Annotated in this window: 15 protein-coding genes and 2 tRNA genes; 13 read left to right on the top strand and 4 right to left on the bottom strand. The window is 44.7% G+C overall.

From position 1 onward, the window contains the following. Positions 1-419: 419 nt before the first annotated feature. Entirely contained in the window at positions 420-2,519 is a 2,100-nt protein-coding gene (metG, locus tag B2P60_RS03515) for a methionine--tRNA ligase (RefSeq protein WP_286739493.1), read from the top strand. A gap of 150 nt (positions 2,520-2,669) precedes the next feature. On the opposite strand, the gene B2P60_RS03510 is transcribed toward metG, so the two are convergent. Continuing rightward, positions 2,670-3,062, bottom strand: a complete 393-nt coding sequence (locus B2P60_RS03510) for a hypothetical protein (RefSeq protein ID WP_286739492.1) — start codon at positions 3,060-3,062, stop codon at positions 2,670-2,672. Between the two features lie 568 nt (positions 3,063-3,630). Here B2P60_RS03510 and B2P60_RS03505 point away from each other — a divergent pair. From B2P60_RS03505 to B2P60_RS03490, 4 genes are all read left to right on the top strand, one after another. Then, positions 3,631-4,683 (top strand): ABC transporter substrate-binding protein, encoded by a 1,053-nt coding sequence (locus B2P60_RS03505; protein ID WP_286739491.1) that lies wholly within the window; start codon positions 3,631-3,633, stop codon positions 4,681-4,683. Between the two features lie 130 nt (positions 4,684-4,813). Next, entirely contained in the window at positions 4,814-5,851 is a 1,038-nt protein-coding gene (locus tag B2P60_RS03500; RefSeq protein ID WP_193006652.1) for an ABC transporter substrate-binding protein, read from the top strand. A 469-nt stretch (positions 5,852-6,320) separates the two neighbouring features. Beyond that, positions 6,321-7,226 carry an ABC transporter permease gene (locus B2P60_RS03495; RefSeq protein WP_193006651.1) on the top strand — a complete coding sequence of 302 codons (906 nt, stop codon included), beginning with the start codon at positions 6,321-6,323 and terminating at the stop codon, positions 7,224-7,226. Between the two features lie 67 nt (positions 7,227-7,293). Further along, complete coding sequence (locus B2P60_RS03490) at positions 7,294-8,088, top strand: ABC transporter ATP-binding protein (protein ID WP_193006650.1); 795 nt, start codon at positions 7,294-7,296, stop codon at positions 8,086-8,088. Between the two features lie 113 nt (positions 8,089-8,201). Here B2P60_RS03490 and B2P60_RS03485 read toward each other — a convergent pair whose 3' ends face one another. Next, complete coding sequence (locus B2P60_RS03485) at positions 8,202-8,861, bottom strand: response regulator transcription factor (protein WP_198334143.1); 660 nt, start codon at positions 8,859-8,861, stop codon at positions 8,202-8,204. Positions 8,862-8,909: 48 nt separating this feature from the next. Further along, a complete protein-coding gene (locus B2P60_RS03480; protein ID WP_286739490.1) occupies positions 8,910-11,018 on the bottom strand; it encodes a PhnD/SsuA/transferrin family substrate-binding protein in 2,109 nt (702 codons plus the stop codon). A 242-nt stretch (positions 11,019-11,260) separates the two neighbouring features. Here B2P60_RS03480 and B2P60_RS03475 point away from each other — a divergent pair, with 242 nt between their 5' ends. The 8 genes from B2P60_RS03475 to B2P60_RS03440 all read left to right on the top strand — a co-directional run bounded on the left by B2P60_RS03475 (position 11,261) and on the right by B2P60_RS03440 (position 20,359). Further along, positions 11,261-12,637, top strand: coding sequence for a cytochrome c (locus B2P60_RS03475; RefSeq protein WP_227670117.1), 1,377 nt, complete (start codon positions 11,261-11,263; stop codon positions 12,635-12,637). Next, the gene (locus tag B2P60_RS03470) at positions 12,637-13,605 is read left to right on the top strand and encodes a c-type cytochrome (protein WP_230710556.1); all 969 of its coding nucleotides are present in this window, start codon (positions 12,637-12,639) and stop codon (positions 13,603-13,605) included. Before B2P60_RS03475 ends, B2P60_RS03470 begins: the two co-directional genes overlap by 1 nt. A 218-nt stretch (positions 13,606-13,823) precedes the next feature. Further along, a complete protein-coding gene (locus B2P60_RS03465; RefSeq protein ID WP_286739488.1) occupies positions 13,824-16,178 on the top strand; it encodes an FdhF/YdeP family oxidoreductase in 2,355 nt (784 codons plus the stop codon). Positions 16,179-16,267: 89 nt separating this feature from the next. Next, the gene (locus B2P60_RS03460; protein ID WP_286739487.1) at positions 16,268-17,314 is read left to right on the top strand and encodes a formate dehydrogenase accessory sulfurtransferase FdhD; all 1,047 of its coding nucleotides are present in this window, start codon (positions 16,268-16,270) and stop codon (positions 17,312-17,314) included. A gap of 715 nt (positions 17,315-18,029) precedes the next feature. Continuing rightward, on the top strand, positions 18,030-19,676 hold the full coding sequence (locus B2P60_RS03455) for a sodium:solute symporter family protein (protein WP_226949558.1): 1,647 nt from the start codon (positions 18,030-18,032) through the stop codon (positions 19,674-19,676). Positions 19,677-19,758: 82 nt separating this feature from the next. After that, the gene (locus B2P60_RS03450) at positions 19,759-19,893 is read left to right on the top strand and encodes a putative transporter small subunit (protein WP_226949554.1); all 135 of its coding nucleotides are present in this window, start codon (positions 19,759-19,761) and stop codon (positions 19,891-19,893) included. Between the two features lie 193 nt (positions 19,894-20,086). Further along, positions 20,087-20,160, top strand: a tRNA-Cys gene (locus B2P60_RS03445). A 112-nt stretch (positions 20,161-20,272) separates the two neighbouring features. Beyond that, positions 20,273-20,359 (top strand) — tRNA-Leu (locus B2P60_RS03440). Between the two features lie 357 nt (positions 20,360-20,716). On the opposite strand, the gene B2P60_RS03435 is transcribed toward B2P60_RS03440, so the two are convergent. Then, the coding region (locus B2P60_RS03435; protein ID WP_286739485.1) for an IS3 family transposase at positions 20,717-21,535 on the bottom strand (819 nt) is incomplete at its 5' end.

Below are 21,535 nucleotides of genomic sequence, written 5' to 3'. Positions count from 1 at the left end.
TCGTACTTAAACTTAGCAATGGTCACGATGGTGATCCCCCTGATCGCTGTGGTCGCCGTTATTATCTTAGGTACGATGTTTGGTTCATTCTAAGGCCTATTGAAATTATCATTCGTTTTTCATTATCGAAGCGTCCTGAGCAAATACAGGTCCCACTGAGCGAGTAGCTTGGTGGGACTTTTATGTCTGATCTACAGCTACCAAATGGGGTGCAGGCCTACTGTTTATGGTGAAAAAATGCCTGACAAACGAGAAGTAATTACTAAGGAATATCACAAATTTAGTCGAATTACGGTATCATAGGCACACTTTTTAAATTTTTATTATTTTTAGAAGTTTTTAATATTGATAATATCGCGTCTGCTGGCTATAAATCGCTTGAGACGTTAGATAACCAACCCGTTTATATAAAAATATAGGTGATAAAAGTGCGTGAGATTCTAGTAACCAGTGCGCTGCCCTACGCCAATGGCTATATCCATTTGGGGCATCTTGTAGAGTATATTCAGACAGACATTTGGGTACGCGCGATGAAAGCGCAAGGTCATCAGGTCACTTATGTCTGCGCGGATGATGCACACGGTACGGCAATCATGCTCAAAGCAGAAGCCAATGGCGTAACGCCAGAGGCGCAAATTGCCTCAGTGAAAGCCTCTCACGAAGCAGATTTTTCGAAGTTTTTGATTAACTTTGATAACTATCACACCACTCACTCAGAGGAAAACAAACAATTCTCTGAGATGATTTATCGTCGTCTAAATAATGCAGGGCACATTAGTACAAAAGACGTCGAGCAGCTTTTTGACCCTGAAAAGCAGTTGTTTTTGGCCGACCGTTTTGTCAAAGGTACTTGCCCTGAATGTGATTCGCCAGACCAGTACGGTGATAATTGCGAAGTTTGCGGTACCACTTATGATGCAACAGATCTAAAAGACCCACATTCAACGTTATCTGATGCCACACCTGTTCTCAAAACCTCTAAGCATTATTTCTTTGACTTGCCTGAATTTGAACAATTCTTAAAAGATTGGACGCGCAGTGACAATCGCTTGCAAGTGTCGGTCGCCAACAAACTACAAGAGTGGTTTGATGCTGGACTTGCCAGCTGGGATATCTCACGCGATGCGCCCTACTTTGGCTTCCAGATTCCAGACACCCCAAGCGATGAGCCAGATAAATACTTTTACGTGTGGCTTGATGCCCCAGTTGGCTACATGGCAAGCTTTAAAAACCTGTGCGATAAGCGCGAAGGGACAGAGCAAGCGCTCGATTTCGACCGTTATTGGATGCAAGAAAACGAGCACAAAACCGAGGTTTATCACTTCATTGGTAAAGATATCGTTTATTTCCACGCTTTATTTTGGCCAGCCATGCTTGCGGGTAGTGAATTCCGCACGCCAACGGGTGTCTTTGCCCACGGCTTCTTGATGGTCAACGGCGAAAAAATGAGTAAATCACGCGGCACTTTTATCAAGGCTGAAACTTACGCTGAGCATTTGCATCCTGAATATTTGCGTTATTACTTTGCCAGCAAGTTGTCTGACAAAGTTGAAGACATCAACCTTGATTTAGAAGACTTCATGCAAAAGGTTAACTCTGATTTGGTCGGTAAAGTGGTCAATATCGCCAGTCGCAGTGCTGGTTTCTTGGTGAAAAAATATGACGGTATACTCTCGGATGTTTGCGTAGAGTCTGAGCTGTTAGAAGATATTACCAAAACGGGCGATGAGATTGCTGCCGCTTATGAAAACCGTGAATTCTCACGTGCCATGCGCTTAATCATGCAGTGCGCGGACAAAGCCAACGAATATATCGACGCTAAAAAACCGTGGTCATTGGCTAAACAGGAAGGCACTGAGCAAGAAGTCCAAGACGTCTGCTCGGTGGCGATTAACATCTTCCGTCAGTTGATGGTCTATCTTGCGCCAGTACTGCCTGAACTGACGGCCAATGCCAAAGCATTCTTAAACATTGATGACTTAAGCTTTGCCAGCCGTAATGAGTGGCTGCTTGGACATAAAATCAATAAGTTCAAACCACTGATGCAGCGTATCGAAGAAAAAGATGTCGCGGCCATGGTTGAAGACTCAAAAGCCTCGTTAACGCAAACAGAGACGCCCGTACCTAGCGAAGGCAACAAACCAGACGCAAAAAATCAAACGTCTTCAACAGCAGATACCGAACAAACAGACTATATTGGTATCGAAGACTTTGCCAAAGTTGAGATGAAAGTGGCACACGTTTTAGCATGCAATCATGTCGAAGGCGCTGATAAGCTATTACAATTTACCCTAGATGTCGGCGAAGACCAACCACGTAATGTATTTAGCGGTATCCGTAAGTTTTATGAGCCTGAGCAACTGCAAGGCAAAAAGGTGATTTGTATCACCAATCTTGCCCCACGTAAGATGAAGTTTGGTGTTTCAGAAGGAATGGTATTGTCAACTGGCGAGCCAAAGACTGGCTTAACAGTCGTTACCTTACCGGATGCTTGTGTGGTTGGTGATACGTTGGCCTAACCCTATGAGGTTGGGATCAATACTGTCATGATAGGATGATTACTCAGTAGACTCTAGACACGAATAAAACTATCGCCATAAAAAAACGGTCTAAACAGACCGTTTTTTTTGTGCCTGATTTATAAAATTAATAAAAATAAAGCCTTACCCTTATCTACTCAAGATATCAATGATCTGCAACGTGTCATTAATCACCGTCACAATGTTATTTTCTGGCGTACGAATACGAACATAGCGGTCGTCATAACGATCTAAAACGACTGACCGATCATAGATATCTCTATCGAGATTGCCGACTACTCTATAGCCGTATTTATCAAGATCACGCTTAAATGAAGCATTAGGGCTAGCATTGCGATAAGCATTGATACTCGGATGGGCATTGCCCCTATGGTTATTACTGACATAAACGGATTTGTTTTTGGCATTTCCGTGACCGTTGCCATTGTGCCCATGATGGTCTTTTGCCATAGCAGGTAAACAAGTCAACGAGACGGCCGTAATACCAGCAATGGTTAGTAACTTAAGATTAGCAGTGTTCATGATGGCATCCTTAGAATATTCGGTTATAAAAGATTAGCTAAATACCAGAGTCTATCGAACATTCATTAAATCGATATCCTATGAATTTTAGACTCTCTTTAACGTTACTTTTTAATGTTACTTTCTTATGAAAATTAGCTTATGTTCATTATAAAGTGGCTACGTAATGAATGCGTTGCTGGCTTGTATGCTTTTGAACGACAGTTTTATTAGATATAAACACGCCTTAAGCGGCATTTTTTGTGATCAAAATCCGTGAAACCTTCTCTGATAAACCCCTTAGCACATGCCTTAACGCACCCTATGACGAATACGCTTTAATTTTTTATTGCGATAAGTTACATTACTGTCATAATATGACCATAATGATCGATGGAACGATTACTTTATTGTTAGCCTGCTGTCTTGGCATCAACATAGCATTGACTCGGCTAATCTGCACTTTCCAATATCATTCTTAAGAACCAACGTTAACGAAGACGAGCGTAAGCCTTACAATAATTAGGCTGAGCAAGTAATAACGTGCGCTTGGTTTTGAGACGGATATAACCTATGAGTTAACCTGATAATGACTATTGCTTCTACCTTACGCTTGAGCCTATACGGTGCTGCTATCAGCGCCACCCTTGGATTAATTGGCTGTTCAAATACTACAGACACCGCTGCCACGACTGATGAAAATACAGCTGCCGATGCTGATAAGCCTGCCAAAACATTGGCCATCACGCAAATCGTCGAACATCCTTCATTAGATGAGATGCGTCGCGGCATTATTGATGAGCTGGCTGATAAAGGCTATGTCGAAGGTCAAAACCTAACCGTCAATTTCCAAAGCGCCCAAGGCAACACAGCGACAGCGGGTCAGATTGCAAAACAGTTTGCCGGTGACAACCCAGATGCTATCGTCGCAATCTCGACGCCATCTGCGCAGTCTGTTGTCGCATCAACCAAGACAGTGCCAGTTATTTATACCGCCATCTCAGACCCGGTAGCAGCGAAGCTTATCGATGAAAATGACGTGCCTATCCAGTCCAATGTGACAGGTTTGTCTAGCGAATTACCGATCGAGCCGCAGTTAGACAATATTCAAAAAATTGCGCCCAATGCCAAGACCATTGGTTACGTCTATAGCCCAGGTGAGGTCAACTCGGTTGTGGTGCTCAATCAACTTAAGAAAGCCGCACCCGCACGTGGCCTAAAAATACTAGACGTCACCGCCAATCGCCCCACTGACGTTGCTATGGCGACTCGTAGCCTTGCGGGTCGCGCCGACGTTATTTATACCTCGTTAGACAATAATGTGGTATCAGCATTTGAAGCGATGGCCGGTGCCGCAAACGAGCTTGATATTCCGATCATCGCCTCAGATGAGTTTAGTGTCAGACGCGGTGCCACTGCTGCACTTGGTGTCAACGATTATGACTTTGGTCGTACCACAGGCAAAATGGTTTATCGGGTGTTAAATGGCGAGGCGGTAAACACAATTAAGCCTGAAGTGATGAACACCCTCACCTTATACGCAAGCCCAAAACACGCCGCTGAACAAGGGGTGAGCTTGTCAGATGATCTGTTAAAAAATGCCATCAATGTCGACAAACAAGCACAGAGTGCGGATAAATAGCTCTAACAAGTAGTACTGACAAACAGTACTAACACAAAATATTTGGCCATCTATATTGATGGCGCGCTTTACCTTTTATCCATCTATTAAATAATGTACGGACACATTATTGTTTTCAGGAGTGAGACCCATGTTGTATCAAAATCTTTTTGGTCGTTTCAATTTTAGTAAGGCGCTATTGTTAGGCGGCGTTTGTACCGCCCTCTTGACAGGTTGTAACCAGTCAGCACAAGATGCGAGTACCACGGACAGTGCAACTGGCGATGCCGCAACTGATATGAAGACCGTCGCCATTACCGCTATCGTTGAACATCCAGCGCTTGATGATGTACGCAAAGGTGTCATCGATGAGTTAAATGAGGCCGGCTTTAAAGATGGTGAAAACTTAACGGTTAACTTCCAAAGTGCACAGGGTAACACGGCCACTGCTGGCCAGATTGCCAAACAATTCGTTGCCGATGCACCCGATGTTATCGTCGCTATCGCAACCCCATCGGCCCAGTCTGTCGCCGCTTCTACTAGCAGTATTCCGTTGGTATTCTCAGCCGTCACTGATCCAGTCGCAGCCAAGCTAGTACCTAAATTAGATGGTTCTGGTACCAACGTGACGGGGGCATCAGACGCACTACCCTATGAGCCACAAATCGAATTGATGCGTCAAATCATTCCAGATTTAAAGAACGTCGGTTATGTCTATAGTCCAGGTGAAGTAAACTCAACCATCACTTTACAAAACCTCAAAGAGAAATTGACGCCACTAGGTATCAATGTGCACGAGGCACCTGCGCAGCGTAGTAATGATATCGCGATGGCAGCACGCAGCCTTGAAGGTAAAGTCGATATGATCTACACCTCGACCGACAACAACGTGGTCTCCGCTTATGAGTCGCTATATCAAATTGCTAAAGAAAGTAAGATTCCACTCATTGCCTCAGATACCAGCTCAGTTGAGCGTGGTGCAATTGCGGCATTGGGGGTAAACTACTACGATCTTGGCCGTGAAACTGGCAAAATCGTTGTGCGTATCTTAAACGGTGAAAAAGCAGGCGCTATCCCTGTTTATACCCCGCAAAACCTCGATCTATATGTCAGCCCAACACACGCTAAAGAACAAGGCATTACTTTGTCACAAGCGGTTATCGATAAAGCAAAAGAAGTGGTAGAATAACGCACTTTTATAGTTGTCTTATCATAGCAGTCACCAGATAAACGACTGTTTTGACCAATTTATCATTATTCGTCATTTAGCTTTTCGCTATGAGACCCAGTGTTTAACATAAGAAACCCAGCTATGAATCAGTAGGCTGGGCTTCTTATTTAAGCGAGAGTTATTTACTACTTTACGGTGGCTCATTTCTGATAAGACACTTGCTAAGTATAAAGTATTGACGCATTTCTAGATTGACAAATTTTTGAATCGAAGCTTTGAACCAAGGTGGCTTATGATCGTTGTTCATCGTGACATGTTTTGGTTTACCCTAACCGCAGATTGCTTAATCTGTTAAATTCACCGCTTAGCCGTTTAGCTAACATTGACTGACAAACCATAGGTAAAACAACGGTGGTGTATACCGCTCACTTACACTATGGATAGACAGTTATTTACTAAACGCTTGGTTATGACTTACTGATCTCTTATGTCCTTAATTGCTTTTTTTGGTGCGCTTGAAAGTGGTCTGATTTATGGCCTAGTCGCACTTGGTGTGCTGATCTCATTTCGCACTCTCGACTTTCCCGACTTAACCGCTGATGGTAGTTTTCCATTAGGCGGCGCAGTCGCTGGTATTTCTATCATTGCTGGTATCAACCCATGGTTGGCATGTGCCTTTGGTATGCTAGCAGGGGCAGTCGCCGGTATCGTTACTGCATGGCTACACGTCAAACTTGGTATTTTGCAACTCCTTGCCAGTATTTTGGTGATGGTAGCGTTGTATTCTGTCAACTTACGCATCATGGGTGCGCCAAACTTGCCATTGCTGGGTGAAACGACGGTCTTTAGTACCTTGGTAACCGATGGCAACGGCTATTGGATGCGCTGTCTTATCATTGGTACGGTCGTGCTACTTGCCATGTTGTTTTTAGACTGGTTTTATAGTACCGAAACGGGCTTATCCATGCGTGCTACCGGCTCAAACTTAAGAATGGCACAGGCACAAGGTATCCATACCTCATGGATGACCATCGTCGGTATGGCTGTTTCGAACGGTTTGATTGCGCTAGCGGGTGCGCTGTTTGTCCAGACTCAAGGCGGCGCTGATATTTCGATCGGTATCGGTACGATTGTCATTGGTCTGGCAGCCGTCATCATCGGTGAGACCATTATTCCTGCCAAGCGAATTTGGCTGATTACCTTTGCCGTGGTCGTGGGTGCCGTGTTATACAAGCTATTCATTCAGGTGGCTCTGTCAAGCGATACGCTACGCAGTATTGGCTTTGGCCCGCAAGATTTGAACTTGATTACCGCCTTGCTAGTGGTATTAGCGTTGGTATTACCCAAAGCCAAAAACGAGATTTTGAGCCGCAAATTACGATCTCAACGTTAACGAACAACAACGTCGTAAACAGCGACTGTGCTCACCAAGCTTGAGGCAAACATAAGGAATAATTATTATGATGCAAGCCACAGATTTACGGTTGACCTTTAATCCTGGCACACCCATTGAAAACCCTGCCCTACGCGGTATCGATCTGAACATTGCGGATGGTGAGTTTGTGACTGTCATCGGTACCAATGGTGCTGGTAAGTCGACTTTTTTAAATGCGGTCAGTGGTACCACGCGTGTCGACAGTGGCTCAATCTTGTTAAATGGTATTGATGTCACCAAAAAAAGCGCCCATCAGCGCGCCCATTGGGTGGCGCGTGTGTTCCAAGATCCAATGGCGGGCACGTGTGAGGCGCTCACTATCGAAGAAAACATGGCCCTGGCCTATAAACGCGGCAGCAAGCGTGGTTTAAGCTTTGCCCTAAACCAGAGTAACCGTGACTTATTTCGAGAAAAGTTGTCTGTCCTAAAGTTAGGACTAGAAAATCGTCTGACTGACCGTATGGGATTATTATCCGGTGGACAGCGTCAAGCGGTTAGTTTGCTGATGGCATCATTGCAACCCTCCAAGATTTTATTGCTTGATGAACACACTGCGGCGCTTGACCCTAAAACAGCCGCTTTTGTTTTAGAGTTAACCGATAAGATTGTCACGGACAATGGGCTTACCACCATGATGGTCACACACTCGATGCAGCAGGCTTTGGCACATGGCACGCGTACCGTTATGCTACATCAAGGCCAAGTCGTACTAGACGTGGCTGGTGAAGCTCGTCGCGGTATGACCGTACATGATTTGCTCGACATGTTTGAACAAACTCGCGGTGAAAAAGTTGAAGATGACAGCTTGATTTTGAGCTAGCTCATGTAAACTCACTGCCTTAAAATGAAAACAGAGAGTGCAAAACGCCTGTCTAATAACAGGCGTTTTTTATTGTCAGGCAAAATGGTTAAGCATCAATTTTTTACTAACTGTTAAGACTCAAGCATAACTAATTTTTGAATCAACTCACTGACATGCTGTGATTGCATTTTTTTCATGACTTGTGAGCGATGCACTTCTACCGTGCGGACTGATATATCTAAATGATCAGCGATATTCTTATTCAGATTACCCCCTAACAATTCATTGGCTACCAGCTTTTCTTTATCAGTCAGCTGCATGTATAGATGGCGAATCTCGTAACGCTTAGCGCGTTTAATAGTTAGCTGTTGAGCATATGCTATAGCCTCTTGTAAGCGGCTGCTCTTGATAGGCTTCTCTAGATAATCGGCTGCCCCTTGTTTAAGCATATTGACTGCATCAGCAATCTCGCCATTACCGGTTAACGCAATGAGCGCCATAGGGCTACCGCACTTGTCAAGATTTGCTTGTAAGGATTGACCACTCATCTCAGGCATCATCAAGTCACTGACAATCACTGCGGGTCTATGAATATCTACTTGCTGCAAGAACACCGTGGCACTCGACCATACTCGAGTCGGCATTCCCAAACTACTAATTAGAAAGTCACACGAGGTACGAACGCTTTCTTCATCATCGATGATATGAATTATTAACTGCTCAGGGAGTATTTCCGGTACTTTATTAGATACGTTGTCAGAATGTGTGCTTGCTACTTGATCAGAGGTCATACACTACCTTATTGGCTATATCAGTTGGATCTCAAAAAGCAAGGTGCCTCATTTCAGATACTTGTGACTCATGCCACTATCAGCATCTCTATCCGTTACAGGTAAAGGCAAATAAAAAGATACTTGTGCACCTATGAAGTTTAAAGGCTGGTGGGCAGTACTGGTCTGCGTCAGTTGGATTTTACCATTTAGGATACGTTTGAAACGCTGCAGATGTTTGCCATCTATCGCATGAATTTTATCAAGTTCATCACCTACGTTCACATTATTCAGCTGCATCACACCGCCAAGCGACTTGCATAATCGCTGACATATCATTAGTCCCAACCCTAGTCCATCTGCTTTCGTTGATTGGGTAGCGTACTGACTGGGCAGGATTTCTGGTAGGTGCCGCGCCTTAAGCTGGGCTTGGTCAAAGCCGCCAGCATCATCGCTTAGATGCAATACCAACCATTGCTTATCATTATACTCCTCTGCCTGACAGCGTAGCAGGATATTGGTCGCCCCTTGCTGTGCGGCATTAGTTACGCTATTTATCAGTAACTGATCTAGTAATAAATTTGGCAAAGTTAAATGCTGATAATCACTTGCTAGCCAAAAGTGAATACCTACTGCTTGCTCACCCAATAGCAAGATACATTGTTGGTACGTTGCTGCGATATCGACTTTGACTTCATTGGCTTGCGACTGGCCCGCCCAGCTTCGGATATTAGCTACTACAGCGGCGACTCGCTCGGTCTCATTAACGATTTGCTGCAATGCATTGTCTGTCAGTGCATTATCATTTGGCACTATATCATCAGCCTTTTTAGGCGAGTTTGCTTGCTGACTACGTATCAACAGCCCTTGCGCATAATTCTGTATAGTCGCTAGTGGCTGATTAATCTCATGGGCGATTGAGCCACTCATTTCGCCGATGACAGCAAAGCGCTCTGTTTGACGCAACTGCTGTTCATAACCTCGGATCAGACTATTTTGTTTCAGTATCTTTTGACGCTGCCGCCATGCCAGCCAGCTCATCCAGCCATAATTAATCGCCGATATCACGATAATAAAAATGATCATACCCATCCACAATCGATGCGACTTTATCCAATCTACGATGTGTGCTCCAAGCGGCTTTTGCGCTGGATGCTGATTCATCTCATATAGTATGCGTTCAGCATCAGTACTAGACTCTGGTGGTAGCCAGCGTTGCCTTAAACTGTTTTTATCATTGACTGGTCGTACTACACCAAAAATACTCTGATTGATTTGCCGTATTAAATTGGCAGGTGCTTGCTCTGTCGCTGCTAACGTCCAATTTGGATATATTCCCGTTGAAGACTGACAACTTGATACTGTCGCGACTGGATGAATCAACCGGTACTGCCTTTCATTAATTTTACCCTGCCGCGCCATCTCTTCCATTAAACAAAGCGGCGCGATTGCAGCGTCTACTTTTCCGCTAGCCAAGGTATGCAAAGTATTCTCAATCGGATAACCGACAAACTGTACTCGATAACGATTGGGTGCTAGGCCGTTTTTCTGTAATAAATGCGCTCCTAATAAATAACCACCAAATGCATCGGCATCAACCGCAGCAACACTACGTTGCTGTAAATCTTGCAGCCGATAAATATCGCTGTCAGCGGCAACCCATAGTGCACTAGCGACTTCTTCCATCGCACTAGGCTGTTTTAGTGATACACGCTCATTTAATTTATTAAATTCATTGGCGAGAATGACAGTGGTAGAAAGCTGATTCTCATATTTGCGCGCATCAAAACTTTGAGCATTGTCATTCGCGGGAGCAATTAAGTCCGATTGGGCAGTATCTGCTTGGAGGGTAGCCAACCAGCGCCATCTCGTGGTATTCATTTTTATAAACTGTACTTGAGGACCAAGCACCAAAGCAAACTGTTGGGCACCAATTTGCTGTTGCCAATTTTCCAGCGCTAAGGGTACCAATATCACGGTGTCATCTGACAACTGATTATTGAGCTCATCGAGCCATGGCTGCCAGCGATTTTGCGCGGCAGTCTCACCTTGAGGTGCCAACACACCTAAATAGTAAGTTTGTGCGTTTGCCTTGGACAAGATTGACCAAGCAAGAAGCGCTGCAAAAATAACGCGAAAAGCGTTTAAGGTCACCAAGCTTTTAAGCCTTCTATGCATAAATTTCGCTTTCCGTTTGTCCGCCCAAACTTGCATTATAAATGAAAACCTTATTTATAATGTGGTTTTCCACAATATCACAATGTTACCCGCTACCCTATACTAGATGACAGTCGTGTAACTTTTAATTCGCGAAGCTTAAATCACAAATATTTGTTTTTCATCTGGATGACTAACACTCCTCATGAAATATGGGTGATGGATTATAAGCTTGGTAAAAATATCTTATGGAGGGCGGGCTTATGAAAAAATGGCCACTGATTATAATAGTAACAGCCATTATCGGGCTGGCCGTTGCCTTTATTATTGGGCAATTACTGCCAAATATACGTACTAGCAGTAGCGATATCGAGGTCAATATCACTGATCCTGCTCTCATCAAACAGGGTGAATATATCGCACGCACCGCTGATTGTGTCGCTTGTCATACCACGCTCAATGGCGAGACTTATGCAGGCGGCCTGCCTATGCTAACGCCGCTTGGGGCAATTTATTCAACCAATATCACGCCAGACAAAGAAACCGGCATCGGCAACTATAGTTTCGACGACTTTAAAAACGCCGTTAAACATGGGGTACGCCGTGATAATAAAACCTTGTACCCTGCTATGCCGTACCCATCTTACCAGCTCATGCCAGACGAAGACTTAGCCGCTATGTACGCCTTCTTTATGTCCGATGTCAAAGCCGTCAAGCAAACCAATCTAAAAAGTGAGCTACCTCCCATAGCAAACTGGCGCTGGCCCTTGGCATACTGGCAGGTCTTATTTGATCGCAAGCGTGACTTTGTTCCTGAGACAGACGACGCCCTATTGACTCGTGGTCAATACTTAATCGAAGGTCCCGGGCACTGCGGCTCTTGTCACACTGGGCGCGGTATCGGTTTCCAAGAAACGGCTCTAAGTAATGCAGATTCTAACAAATATTTGAGCGGTGCCATCATCGATGGCTGGCGTGCCAAAAGCATACGCGGTGAGCATCGCGGACTTGGTACTTGGACAGTTGCAGAACTAAATGATTTCTTTAAGACCGGACGTACTGATACCACTGCTGCTTTTGGCGCCATGGCTGAAGTAGTTGAGCATAGCACCCAATATATGACGGACTACGATATCAACGCCATGTCATCCTATCTAAAAACGTTAACACCAGCGCCAAACAAGGAAGCCACACTGCCTACGAAAAAAGACATCACCACGCAAAAACTACTAGATGGCGACTATGATTCGCGCGGTTCAATTTTGTACGCCGAATATTGCCAAGTTTGTCACCGTGTCGATGGTAAAGGGGTCGCGCGTATTTTCCCAGCGCTTGATGGTAATAGTGCAGTCTATTCTAAAAACGCTGATTCGGTACTACAGATTACCTTGAGCGGAGGTCGTATGCCTGAAACCCCACATGACCGTATGGCATTCACTATGCCTGAATTCAGCAATCTTAGCGATGCAGATGTGGCAGAAGTGGTAAATTACGTCCGTAATAGCTGGACCAACCAAGCGCCCAAAATCGATGTCAATGACGTGGTAAAAATGCGGGCTTTCCTCGCTAAAAAACCAAAAACCAGTACGGATATCGCCCCAGACTTAAGTATTGATGCGCAAACAAAAGGAGCAAAATAATGAAAAAACCTCCACTCAACTTGCATACTATTGCCAGCGTTATCTCTCAAAAAATCAAGATGAGCAACCTAACCACCGCTATCCTTACTGCTTCAGCGGTTAGTGTCGCTGCTATCAGTAGTGGTTGCTCACAGCCCGAGCCTGTCGAGCAAAATGCACCTGAGTACGGATTAGTCACCGCAGATGATGCCAACGAAGATATCGGCACTTATGTGCTGCCGCAAGACACGGCTATCTTGGATGAGCCAAACGCTGATGAGATATTTTATGGTAAACGCTTATTAAATGAAACCAAGCGCCTATTACCAGAGCACGTGGGCGCGCAAATGAATTGCAACAGCTGTCACATCTCGCAAGGTAAAGTTCCGCTTGGCGATCCATATATCAATAGCTATAACACCTATCCTCGTATCATGCCACGCTCTGGAAAAGAAGTCGATTTAGAAGCACGGATCAATGGTTGCTTTCAACGCTCAATGAATGGCAAGCCCTTAGATCGCCAGTCCCCTGAAATGCTGGCGATGATGGCCTATATGAAATGGTTGTCGCAAAACACGCCTAAGGAACAAAAGGTCGATATTCGTAACGCTGGCAAAGTTGATGACTCATTAATACCAGACCCTATGCGCGGTGAACAAATTTATAAGGTTCAATGCGCGACTTGCCATGGCGATAATGGCGAAGGCCTCAAAGACAGTCGCGGCGATATCGTCTTCCCGCCACTATGGGGCGATGAATCCTTTAATATCGGTGCGGGTATGGCACGTACTTATAAAGCGGCGGCTTTTGTAAAATACAATATGCCGATGGGTATCCAGACCAAAGGGTTGTGGGGTCACGGCAATGTACTGAGCGATCAAGATGCCGTCGATGTGGCGCATTTTTTTACTCACCAGCCGCGACCTGACTTTGCTGGTAAGGTCAATGACTGGCCAAATGGTAAAAAACCTAAAGACGCACGTTACTGATATATTAAAAAGATGATATTTATGAAAACCTCACTTAAGAAGACGTCATTCTACGCTCTCTTGTGAGTGAGTATTTACATGATAAACCTTCAAGAAAGCATGGCTTCTTGAAGGTTTTTTGTTATCTATAGTTAATGGTCGTATGAAGTTTTCACTGTCCATTATATAGTTATTGTCTACCAAAGCCTCGCTATCGTCACTTATCTACGAGATCTGTCATGCGCAAAATTCCTATTTATACCTACCCTGCCGCTGGTTGGCCTGCGCTGATCTCCTCCACGCGTAAGCTGATGGATTATCAAACCTTTTTACGAGGGGGTCTGAGTGTATTCAAAAGCAATCAGCCTCAGGGTGGATTTGACTGCCCAGGCTGTGCTTGGCCTGATCATAAATCACATAAAGCCATTGATGTCTGTGAAAACGGCATCAAGGTTATTGCCAGTGAGACCATGACCCGTAAAGCGGATGCCAAATTTTTTGCAAGACATAGCGTCACCGAGCTACAAGGCTGGTCAGGTTATGAGCTTGAGCACATTGGCCGCTTGTCAGAGCCACTATATTATGATGCCACGCAAGACCGCTATGTTCCCATCCCTTGGGTCAGCGCTTATCGTCTGATTGCTGAACAGTTAGGACAGCTTGACTCCCCAGATGAGGCGCTGTTTTATACCTCAGGACGTGTCACTAATGAGCCTGCCTTTATGTATCAGTTGTTTGTCCGCTACTTTGGTACCAACAATTTACCCGATTGCTCGAACATGTGTCACGAGCCAACCTCAGTAATGCTGGGTAGACAATTGGGTGTTGGTAAAGCGACGGTAACCTTAGAGGATTTTGGACAGGCCAAGCTCATATTGATGTTTGGACAAAATCCAGCCACCAATCATCCGCGTATGCTGGAAATGCTCGCCCATGCTCACAAGCAAGGATGTCGCATTCTCTCGATCAACCCAATGCGCGAACAAGGCCTCAGTAAATTTAGAAATCCACAAAAGCCCACGCACATGGCGGCAGGACAAAGCGCGGATGTGGTTGACGACGTTATTCAAGTTCAAATCGGCGGCGATGCGGCACTATTGACGGGTATTGCCAAATGGTTGGTTGAAAATCATAAAATCAATACGAATTTTATTACGACGCACACCTCAGGTTTTGAGCCATTAAAACAGTGGCTAACCGAGCAATCATGGTCAGACATTGAGCTGGGTAGCGGCATTTCTCAAGCAGAAATCATAAGCCTTGCTAAGCTGGTTGCCGATAGCTCAGCAACGATTTGCACATGGGGCATGGGTATCACCCAGCACGTGCAAGGTGACGACAATGTGGGTATGATTGCCAACTTGTTACTACTGATGGGTATGATTGGGATTGATGGCGCAGGCGCATCTCCCGTTCGTGGACACTCTAATGTACAAGGCGATCGCACCATGGGTATCCATGAGCGCCCTGCGCAAAAACTGCTGGATAGCCTTGAACGTGTTTTTGAGCATCCTATGCCGCAAGTACAGGGTTATGATGTGGTGACAGGAGCAAAAGCACTGATCATGGGCAAGCTAAAAGTCTTTATGGGTATGGGTGGTAATTATGCCGTGGCCGCGCCCGATACCAGCGCGATTCAACAAGCGTTAACCAAGACTCAGCTGAATATTTTTGTGGGCACCAAGCTCAACGAGACGATGCTATACCCCGGTGCAAACAATCTTATCTTACCTTGCTTGGGTCGTACAGAGCGCATCATTACCGCTAAAGGCGAGCAGTTTGCGACCATCGAAGACTCTATGTGTCAGGTGGTACCCACTCAAGGTAACCTTAAGCCCGTTAGTGAGCATTTAAAATCTGAAGCGCAGATTGTGGCAGACATCGCAACCCATGTGTTTGGCTCTGACTCGTCCATCCCTTGGCAAAGGATGAGTGAGGATTTCGATGTCGTTCGTGATTATATTGCCCAAGCGATTGACGGTTTTGAAGATTTCAACCAACGTATTCGTGCATCTGAACGCGGTTTTCATTTGTATCACCCTGCTCGCCATCGCGTATGGAATACCAGCAGTGGTAAAGCACAGTTTGAAGTACCCCAATATCCAATTATTTATGTCGCAGCACAAATGGCAGAGGCGACCTCCTCGTTTAGAACGGTGACAGATACTACGATCCCTATGAATGGCGCTCAAGACAATGAACAAAAGATTTGGCAGTTGACCAGCGTGCGTAGCCATGATCAATTTAATACCATGATCTTTGGGTTCAAAGATCGCTATCGCCATACCAATCGCCGTGACGTCTTGTTTATGCATCCTGATGAGATAAGCCGCCTAGGCTGGCAGACAGGTGATAACGTGATGGTAACCCGACAACCTAATAAAAACAGTACGGATCAACCACGTGTCTTAGGGCCATTAGTATTGACTGAGATGGATATTGCGTCAAACGCCGTGGCCGCTTATTATCCTGAGTGTAATGATTTATTTGATTTAGACACTCATGCACCAGATTCGCACATACCAGCGTACAAATCAACGACCGTGGTTTTGCAACGGATGAGTGCAGAGGAAGGCATAACTGATCCTACCTAGTAAATGATAGACAAATGATTAAGTAATGCTCGTGTTAACAAGAAAAATCACCAAAAAACCACACCAGTGACCAGATCATATGACACACCATGATAATAGCGAAAGCCGATGTGAAAGAAGGTAAACCAGCTAGTGAGGAGCTCTTAGCACACAAGATATCGAATGCTACAGATAAATTTACGACGCCGCTTGTGCGCGCGCATTCATCGCAAAAACACTGTTATTCATCAGATAGAGTTGACCAAAGCGGTGCTGCTCAGGTTTGTGTTGATAACCAGCCAGCGAGTTTGGCGGTGGAAGCCGCTGTCGCCATTGTAATCAACGGCATACACTATGCCGTACTGATGGCAAGTCCTAGCCAGCTTGAATACCTAGCGGTAGGGTTTTTGTTTAGTGAAGGCTTGATTCAGCATAGCCATGAGCTACTAGATTGGGAAGTTACTTCGCTTACTGACCCCTCAAGTTACCAACAGTTTACCCAAGGTTCAGATAATAAAGATGGGGACGCGGCCGAATTTGAGAAAATCACGCAGCAGTTGCAAGACTATGACGTTTATGTAGTGGAGCTGGTACTAAACCAGCGCTGTCACCAACGTATTCAAGCACAGAAACGTCAGCTGGCAGGACGTACAGGTTGCGGTATGTGCGGTATCACAGGATTGACCCAAGCTCTACCCGACTTGAGTTGCTACTCACAAGGCAGCTTGCAAGACTGTCAAAATTCCACAACTGCCCTCCCCAAAAAGATCGTACCAAGCCTTGACTGTCTGTTAGATCTGCGACAACAAGTGGAAGCCGCCCAGCGTACCCACCAACTAACAGGCGCGTTGCATGCCGCTGCGACCATTGACAATCAGCGCTTACACCTATTTGAGGACGTAGGGCGTCATAACGCCTTAGATAAACTGATCGGCTGGCGACTGCGACACAAGACAGACGTGGACTGCGTCCTCATGACCTCACGCTTATCGATTGAACTGGTACAAAAATCTATTCGCGGTCGCATACCTTGGTTAATTGGTATGTCTGCACCCACCAGTACGGCAATACGTGTCGCTGAGCGCTATGGATTGGGCGTGGCTGGTTTCTTACGCAATGACAGAGTAACTTATTATTCAGGCTACTTAGATTTTTAAGGCGCAGCGCTAATTTTTATTCATACTCTCCCTCCTATGAGTTAAAACTTATCAATCAACTACCTCTGTCCAGAACTTATAATAGTTAAAGTCAGGAAAAATTTGAGGTTAAAGACATAATAGGTTACTCTTACCGCACGAAAATGTTACATACACTTAACAGATATGTAGTTTTATTTAGTAATACAGCATTCATGGCACTGATTACTCAGACTAGATTGCATTCGCTCTTAAAACTGCAGATTGTATATCAACTAAGAAAATAGAGTGAAAATCTCTCTCATGGTTTCTTGTACCGTTGATCATTCTGTCTAAATCTAGCTCAGGCCATGCAGTGTGGCTTGACGCTTTCCGTAATATGGCTATGGACGCTCATCTAACGAGCCTCTTATGACATTCAGCGACCCTTGAGCGTATGTCTCTCATAGCGTTAGGGTGCCTTCATCAGTTAACGATTACTGAAATGTGCCCCTCTCATTTGTTGATATATTTTTTAGTAAATATCCCAAGTGACGACGTCACGACACTCAAATTCAATGCTTACTTGTCGTAACAGTTAAGTAATGTTGCTAGCTGTGCTTGTTATTTCTACTAGCAGCTCATTAGCTTGTCTCCATAAGCGGTATTACCTATCTAAACTTTTGGGATCCATTCAATCCCATTAATTTTAATTCATCAAAAACAATTGCGAGGTATGAATTTGAAAACTGAGTCATTGTTCCAATTTTCATCGTTGACCATTATTTTATTATTGTTGGCGTTTTATGGTGGTACTTATTTACTTTCTTTATTAATTAAAAAAGACAAAGAAACGACTTCTGGCTTTATGGTCGCAGGTCACGGTGTTGGCTTTGGCATGGGTGCCGCCAGCATGACCGCCACTTGGATTTGGGCAGCATCGTTTTATGCAGCAGCTACATCCGGCTACAAATACGGTGTGTCAGGTCCAATACATTACGGCTTTTGGGGGGCACTGATGATTTTGTTCATTTACCCTTTTGGCATGCGCTTTCGTGAATTGGCACCAGATGGCCACACTTTAGGTGAGCTCATCCACGCCCGACATGGTTCATCAAGCCAATTAATTTTAGCCATATCTAATATTATGGGCAGCTTAATTAGCTTGATGGTCAACTTCACCGCTGCTGGCGCACTGGTGTCTGTTTTATCACCATTATCGTTCCAAACAGGGGTGATGATCGCGGGTATTGGTGTGTTGAGCTACACGTTAACCTCAGGGTTTCGAGCCTCCGTCTTTACCGATTTTGCCCAGCTGGTCGCATTAATGGCAATTGGGATCATCATTATTCCAGCGGTACTGTTTGCTATGGGTGGTCCTGAAGTCATGGTCAGTGGACTGTCAAACCTGACTTTAGAACAGCAAAACTTCTTTTCTTCTGAAGCCTTTTTTCAGCAGGGAGCGCCCTATTTTGTCGCTGTACTGGCTTATGCAATCGGCAATCAAACCATTACCCAGCGCTTATTTGCCATTGATAAAACCAAGATTAAAGCCACGTTTGTCACCGCTACCGTTGGTTACGCAGGCATTGTTATTGGTCTTGGCATGATTGGACTGATGGCTTTGACCATTGGGATTGAACCACTCGATGGCAACATGAATAATTTGATTCCACAAATGGTTAGCACTTATCTACATCCTGTGTTTATCGCTCTGTTTTTTATTTTAGTGATTGGTTCGTTATCATCGACCGCTGACTCCGATTTATCAGCGCTATCGACAATTATGATGGCGGACGTGTACGGTAAGAATATCGCTAAAGGTCGCGTTAAACCAAAAACCATGATGCTAATCGGTCGTGGTACGATGATTATCGCCACTGCTGCTGGCCTGATTTTTGCCAGCTTTAAGCTTGATATTCTCGTCATGCTGGTTTTCGTTGGGGCATTATGGGGCGCCATTGTCTTTCCTGTCATTGCCAGTGTGTTTTGGAATCGTGTGACCAATACGGCCTTTACCTCAGCCGTAATCATTGGCCTACTCCTATTTTGTGTTGCCCGCTTTGAGTTGCTGCCGATTACTGGCTTCACTGCTCTGTTCTTTGAGATCTTGGCCAGTGTTGGGGCGGCGGTCGTTATTGGTTTGATGGTCTTTGGCTTCTTAGGTCGAAAGATTGGTATGATCGCAGCTGCTATTACACTGGTGCTGATGCTAGTCTTTGCCACTGGCTTCCTACGCCAATATATGGTCTTACTCGCCTCATTGACGGCTTACGGTGCCAGCACTATCGTCTGTGTGATTGTCAGCCTCATGGGTGATGAGCACTTCGACTTTGGCCTCATCAAACAGCGGGTGGGTAATTATGATAAAAAGACTAACGTAGCACCAACATCAGAAACTTAAATCAGGTCATCTCATGCAGAGAACGATTGAGCAATGCGAAATAACTAACGTTGGCTGCTAAGAGAGACTATAAGGAGAGATCATGGACAACGTTTTTATCTATGGCTTATATGTTTTAATTTGGCCAGCCATTACCCTTGGGGTACTGGTATTGATTTGCACCGCGACTTATCGCGACGTCAAAAAAGCCAAACGTAACAACAAAGACATCCTTTAAAATACTATTTTTTAGAATTATTTTTAGCTCCTTATCACTAGGCAACCGCTTAGTGATAAGGCCATAACGACTTTTAATCGCTTAAATCCCTACAAAGAACAGTTAAATGTAGTTAAGTAAGCAAATAACCTGTTTTTAGTTAAAAAATGACTTGTAATTTAATATATTTTTGCTAATATAGTCCACCTTGATTGGCTGGATGGCAGAGTGGTCATGCAGCGGACTGCAACTCCGTTAACGCCGGTTCGATTCCGACTCCAGCCTCCAATTATTTATTAACTTTACGTTAATTTTAGCTTGCATTATTAGTATAACCGCTTATAATAGCCAGCACTTATCTAGCAAGTAACATGTTTACTATATAGATAATACAAGTTTTGCCCGGGTGGTGAAATTGGTAGACACAAGGGATTTAAAATCCCTCGCTAGCAATAGCGTGCCGGTTCAAGTCCGGCTCCGGGTACCATTACATAGTCCTATACTAACTTATAGAACAGCCAAAGCCCCTGATATCAGGGGCTTTGTTGTATCTGGCGTTCCATACTGTCCTGCTCTATCTATCCTGATCCATGCACTTTGAGTACATTGTCAAATGTACCGATGTTTGAGTGTACTTATGGACATCTAAGCCAACTCTCTAAATACAACCGAAAGAACCTACAGATAAGGCTGAACGCTGTATTGATGCTCGAGTTTTTTAGTGGTGATCCTGCAACATTAATCAAAAACCATTTAGCCAACTCTAGTTATGGCTATCGTCCTGCCTTGACTAAAATAAAAGACTTGGTAACCCTCCCAAACTTAAGACACCTAATAAATAGAATTAAGCTGCCTGATTGAGTTTCTGTATCGGTGTAAAACCGCCATTGCCCATGTTTGGGCGCTTATGATTATAATGGTATAACCAGTTTTCTGCTTGTGCGCGTACCTGCTCTAGATTATCAAACAGCTCCTGATTTAACCAATCATATCTCATGGTTCTGTTAAAGCGCTCTACATACGCATTTTGCTGTGGATTGCCAGGTTCAATATAGCTTAAGATGATACCTTGCTGTTCAACCCAGTCTTTGAGCGCATTGCTGATGTATTCAGGGCCGTTATCGCATCTTATCTGCACAGGTTTGCCTCGGTACTCAATAAGCTGATTAAGACTGCGTATGACCCTTTGCGCCGGTAGCGAGAAGTCGACTTCAACGGTGAGTGCCTCACGGTTGTAATCATCAATGACATTGAACAGTCTAAAGCCGCGGCCATCAGTTAAGCCGTCGTGCATAAAGTCCATGCTCCAGCTTTGGTTAATCCTATCAGGTACTGCTAATGGTATTGGTTTAGCACGTTTAATGCGACGCTTAGGCTTGATTCTAAGGTTGAGTTCAAGCTCGCAGTAGATGCGATATACCCGCTTATGGTTGTACGGCAGTCCTAGCACATTACGCAAGGTTAAAAAGCACAAGCCAAAGCCCCAGTTCTTGTTCTCATCAGTCAGTTTGATAAGTAAGTCCGCTATTTGCTGGTTCTCATCTGTTACCACCGACTTGTGATAATAACAGGTGGCGCTGATGTTAAAGATACGGCAAGGACGGCGTATGCTAATGCTACGATCTTCAATGTAGTGACAAACCAACGCTTTGCGCCTTTGGGG

It is taken from the genome of Psychrobacter sp. UBA3068 (genome assembly GCF_002366815.1).
GTDB lineage: Bacteria > Pseudomonadota > Gammaproteobacteria > Pseudomonadales > Moraxellaceae > Psychrobacter > Psychrobacter namhaensis.
The sequence above is the reverse complement of the archived record's forward strand: the minus strand, read 5'-3'. Positions and strand labels throughout refer to the sequence as shown.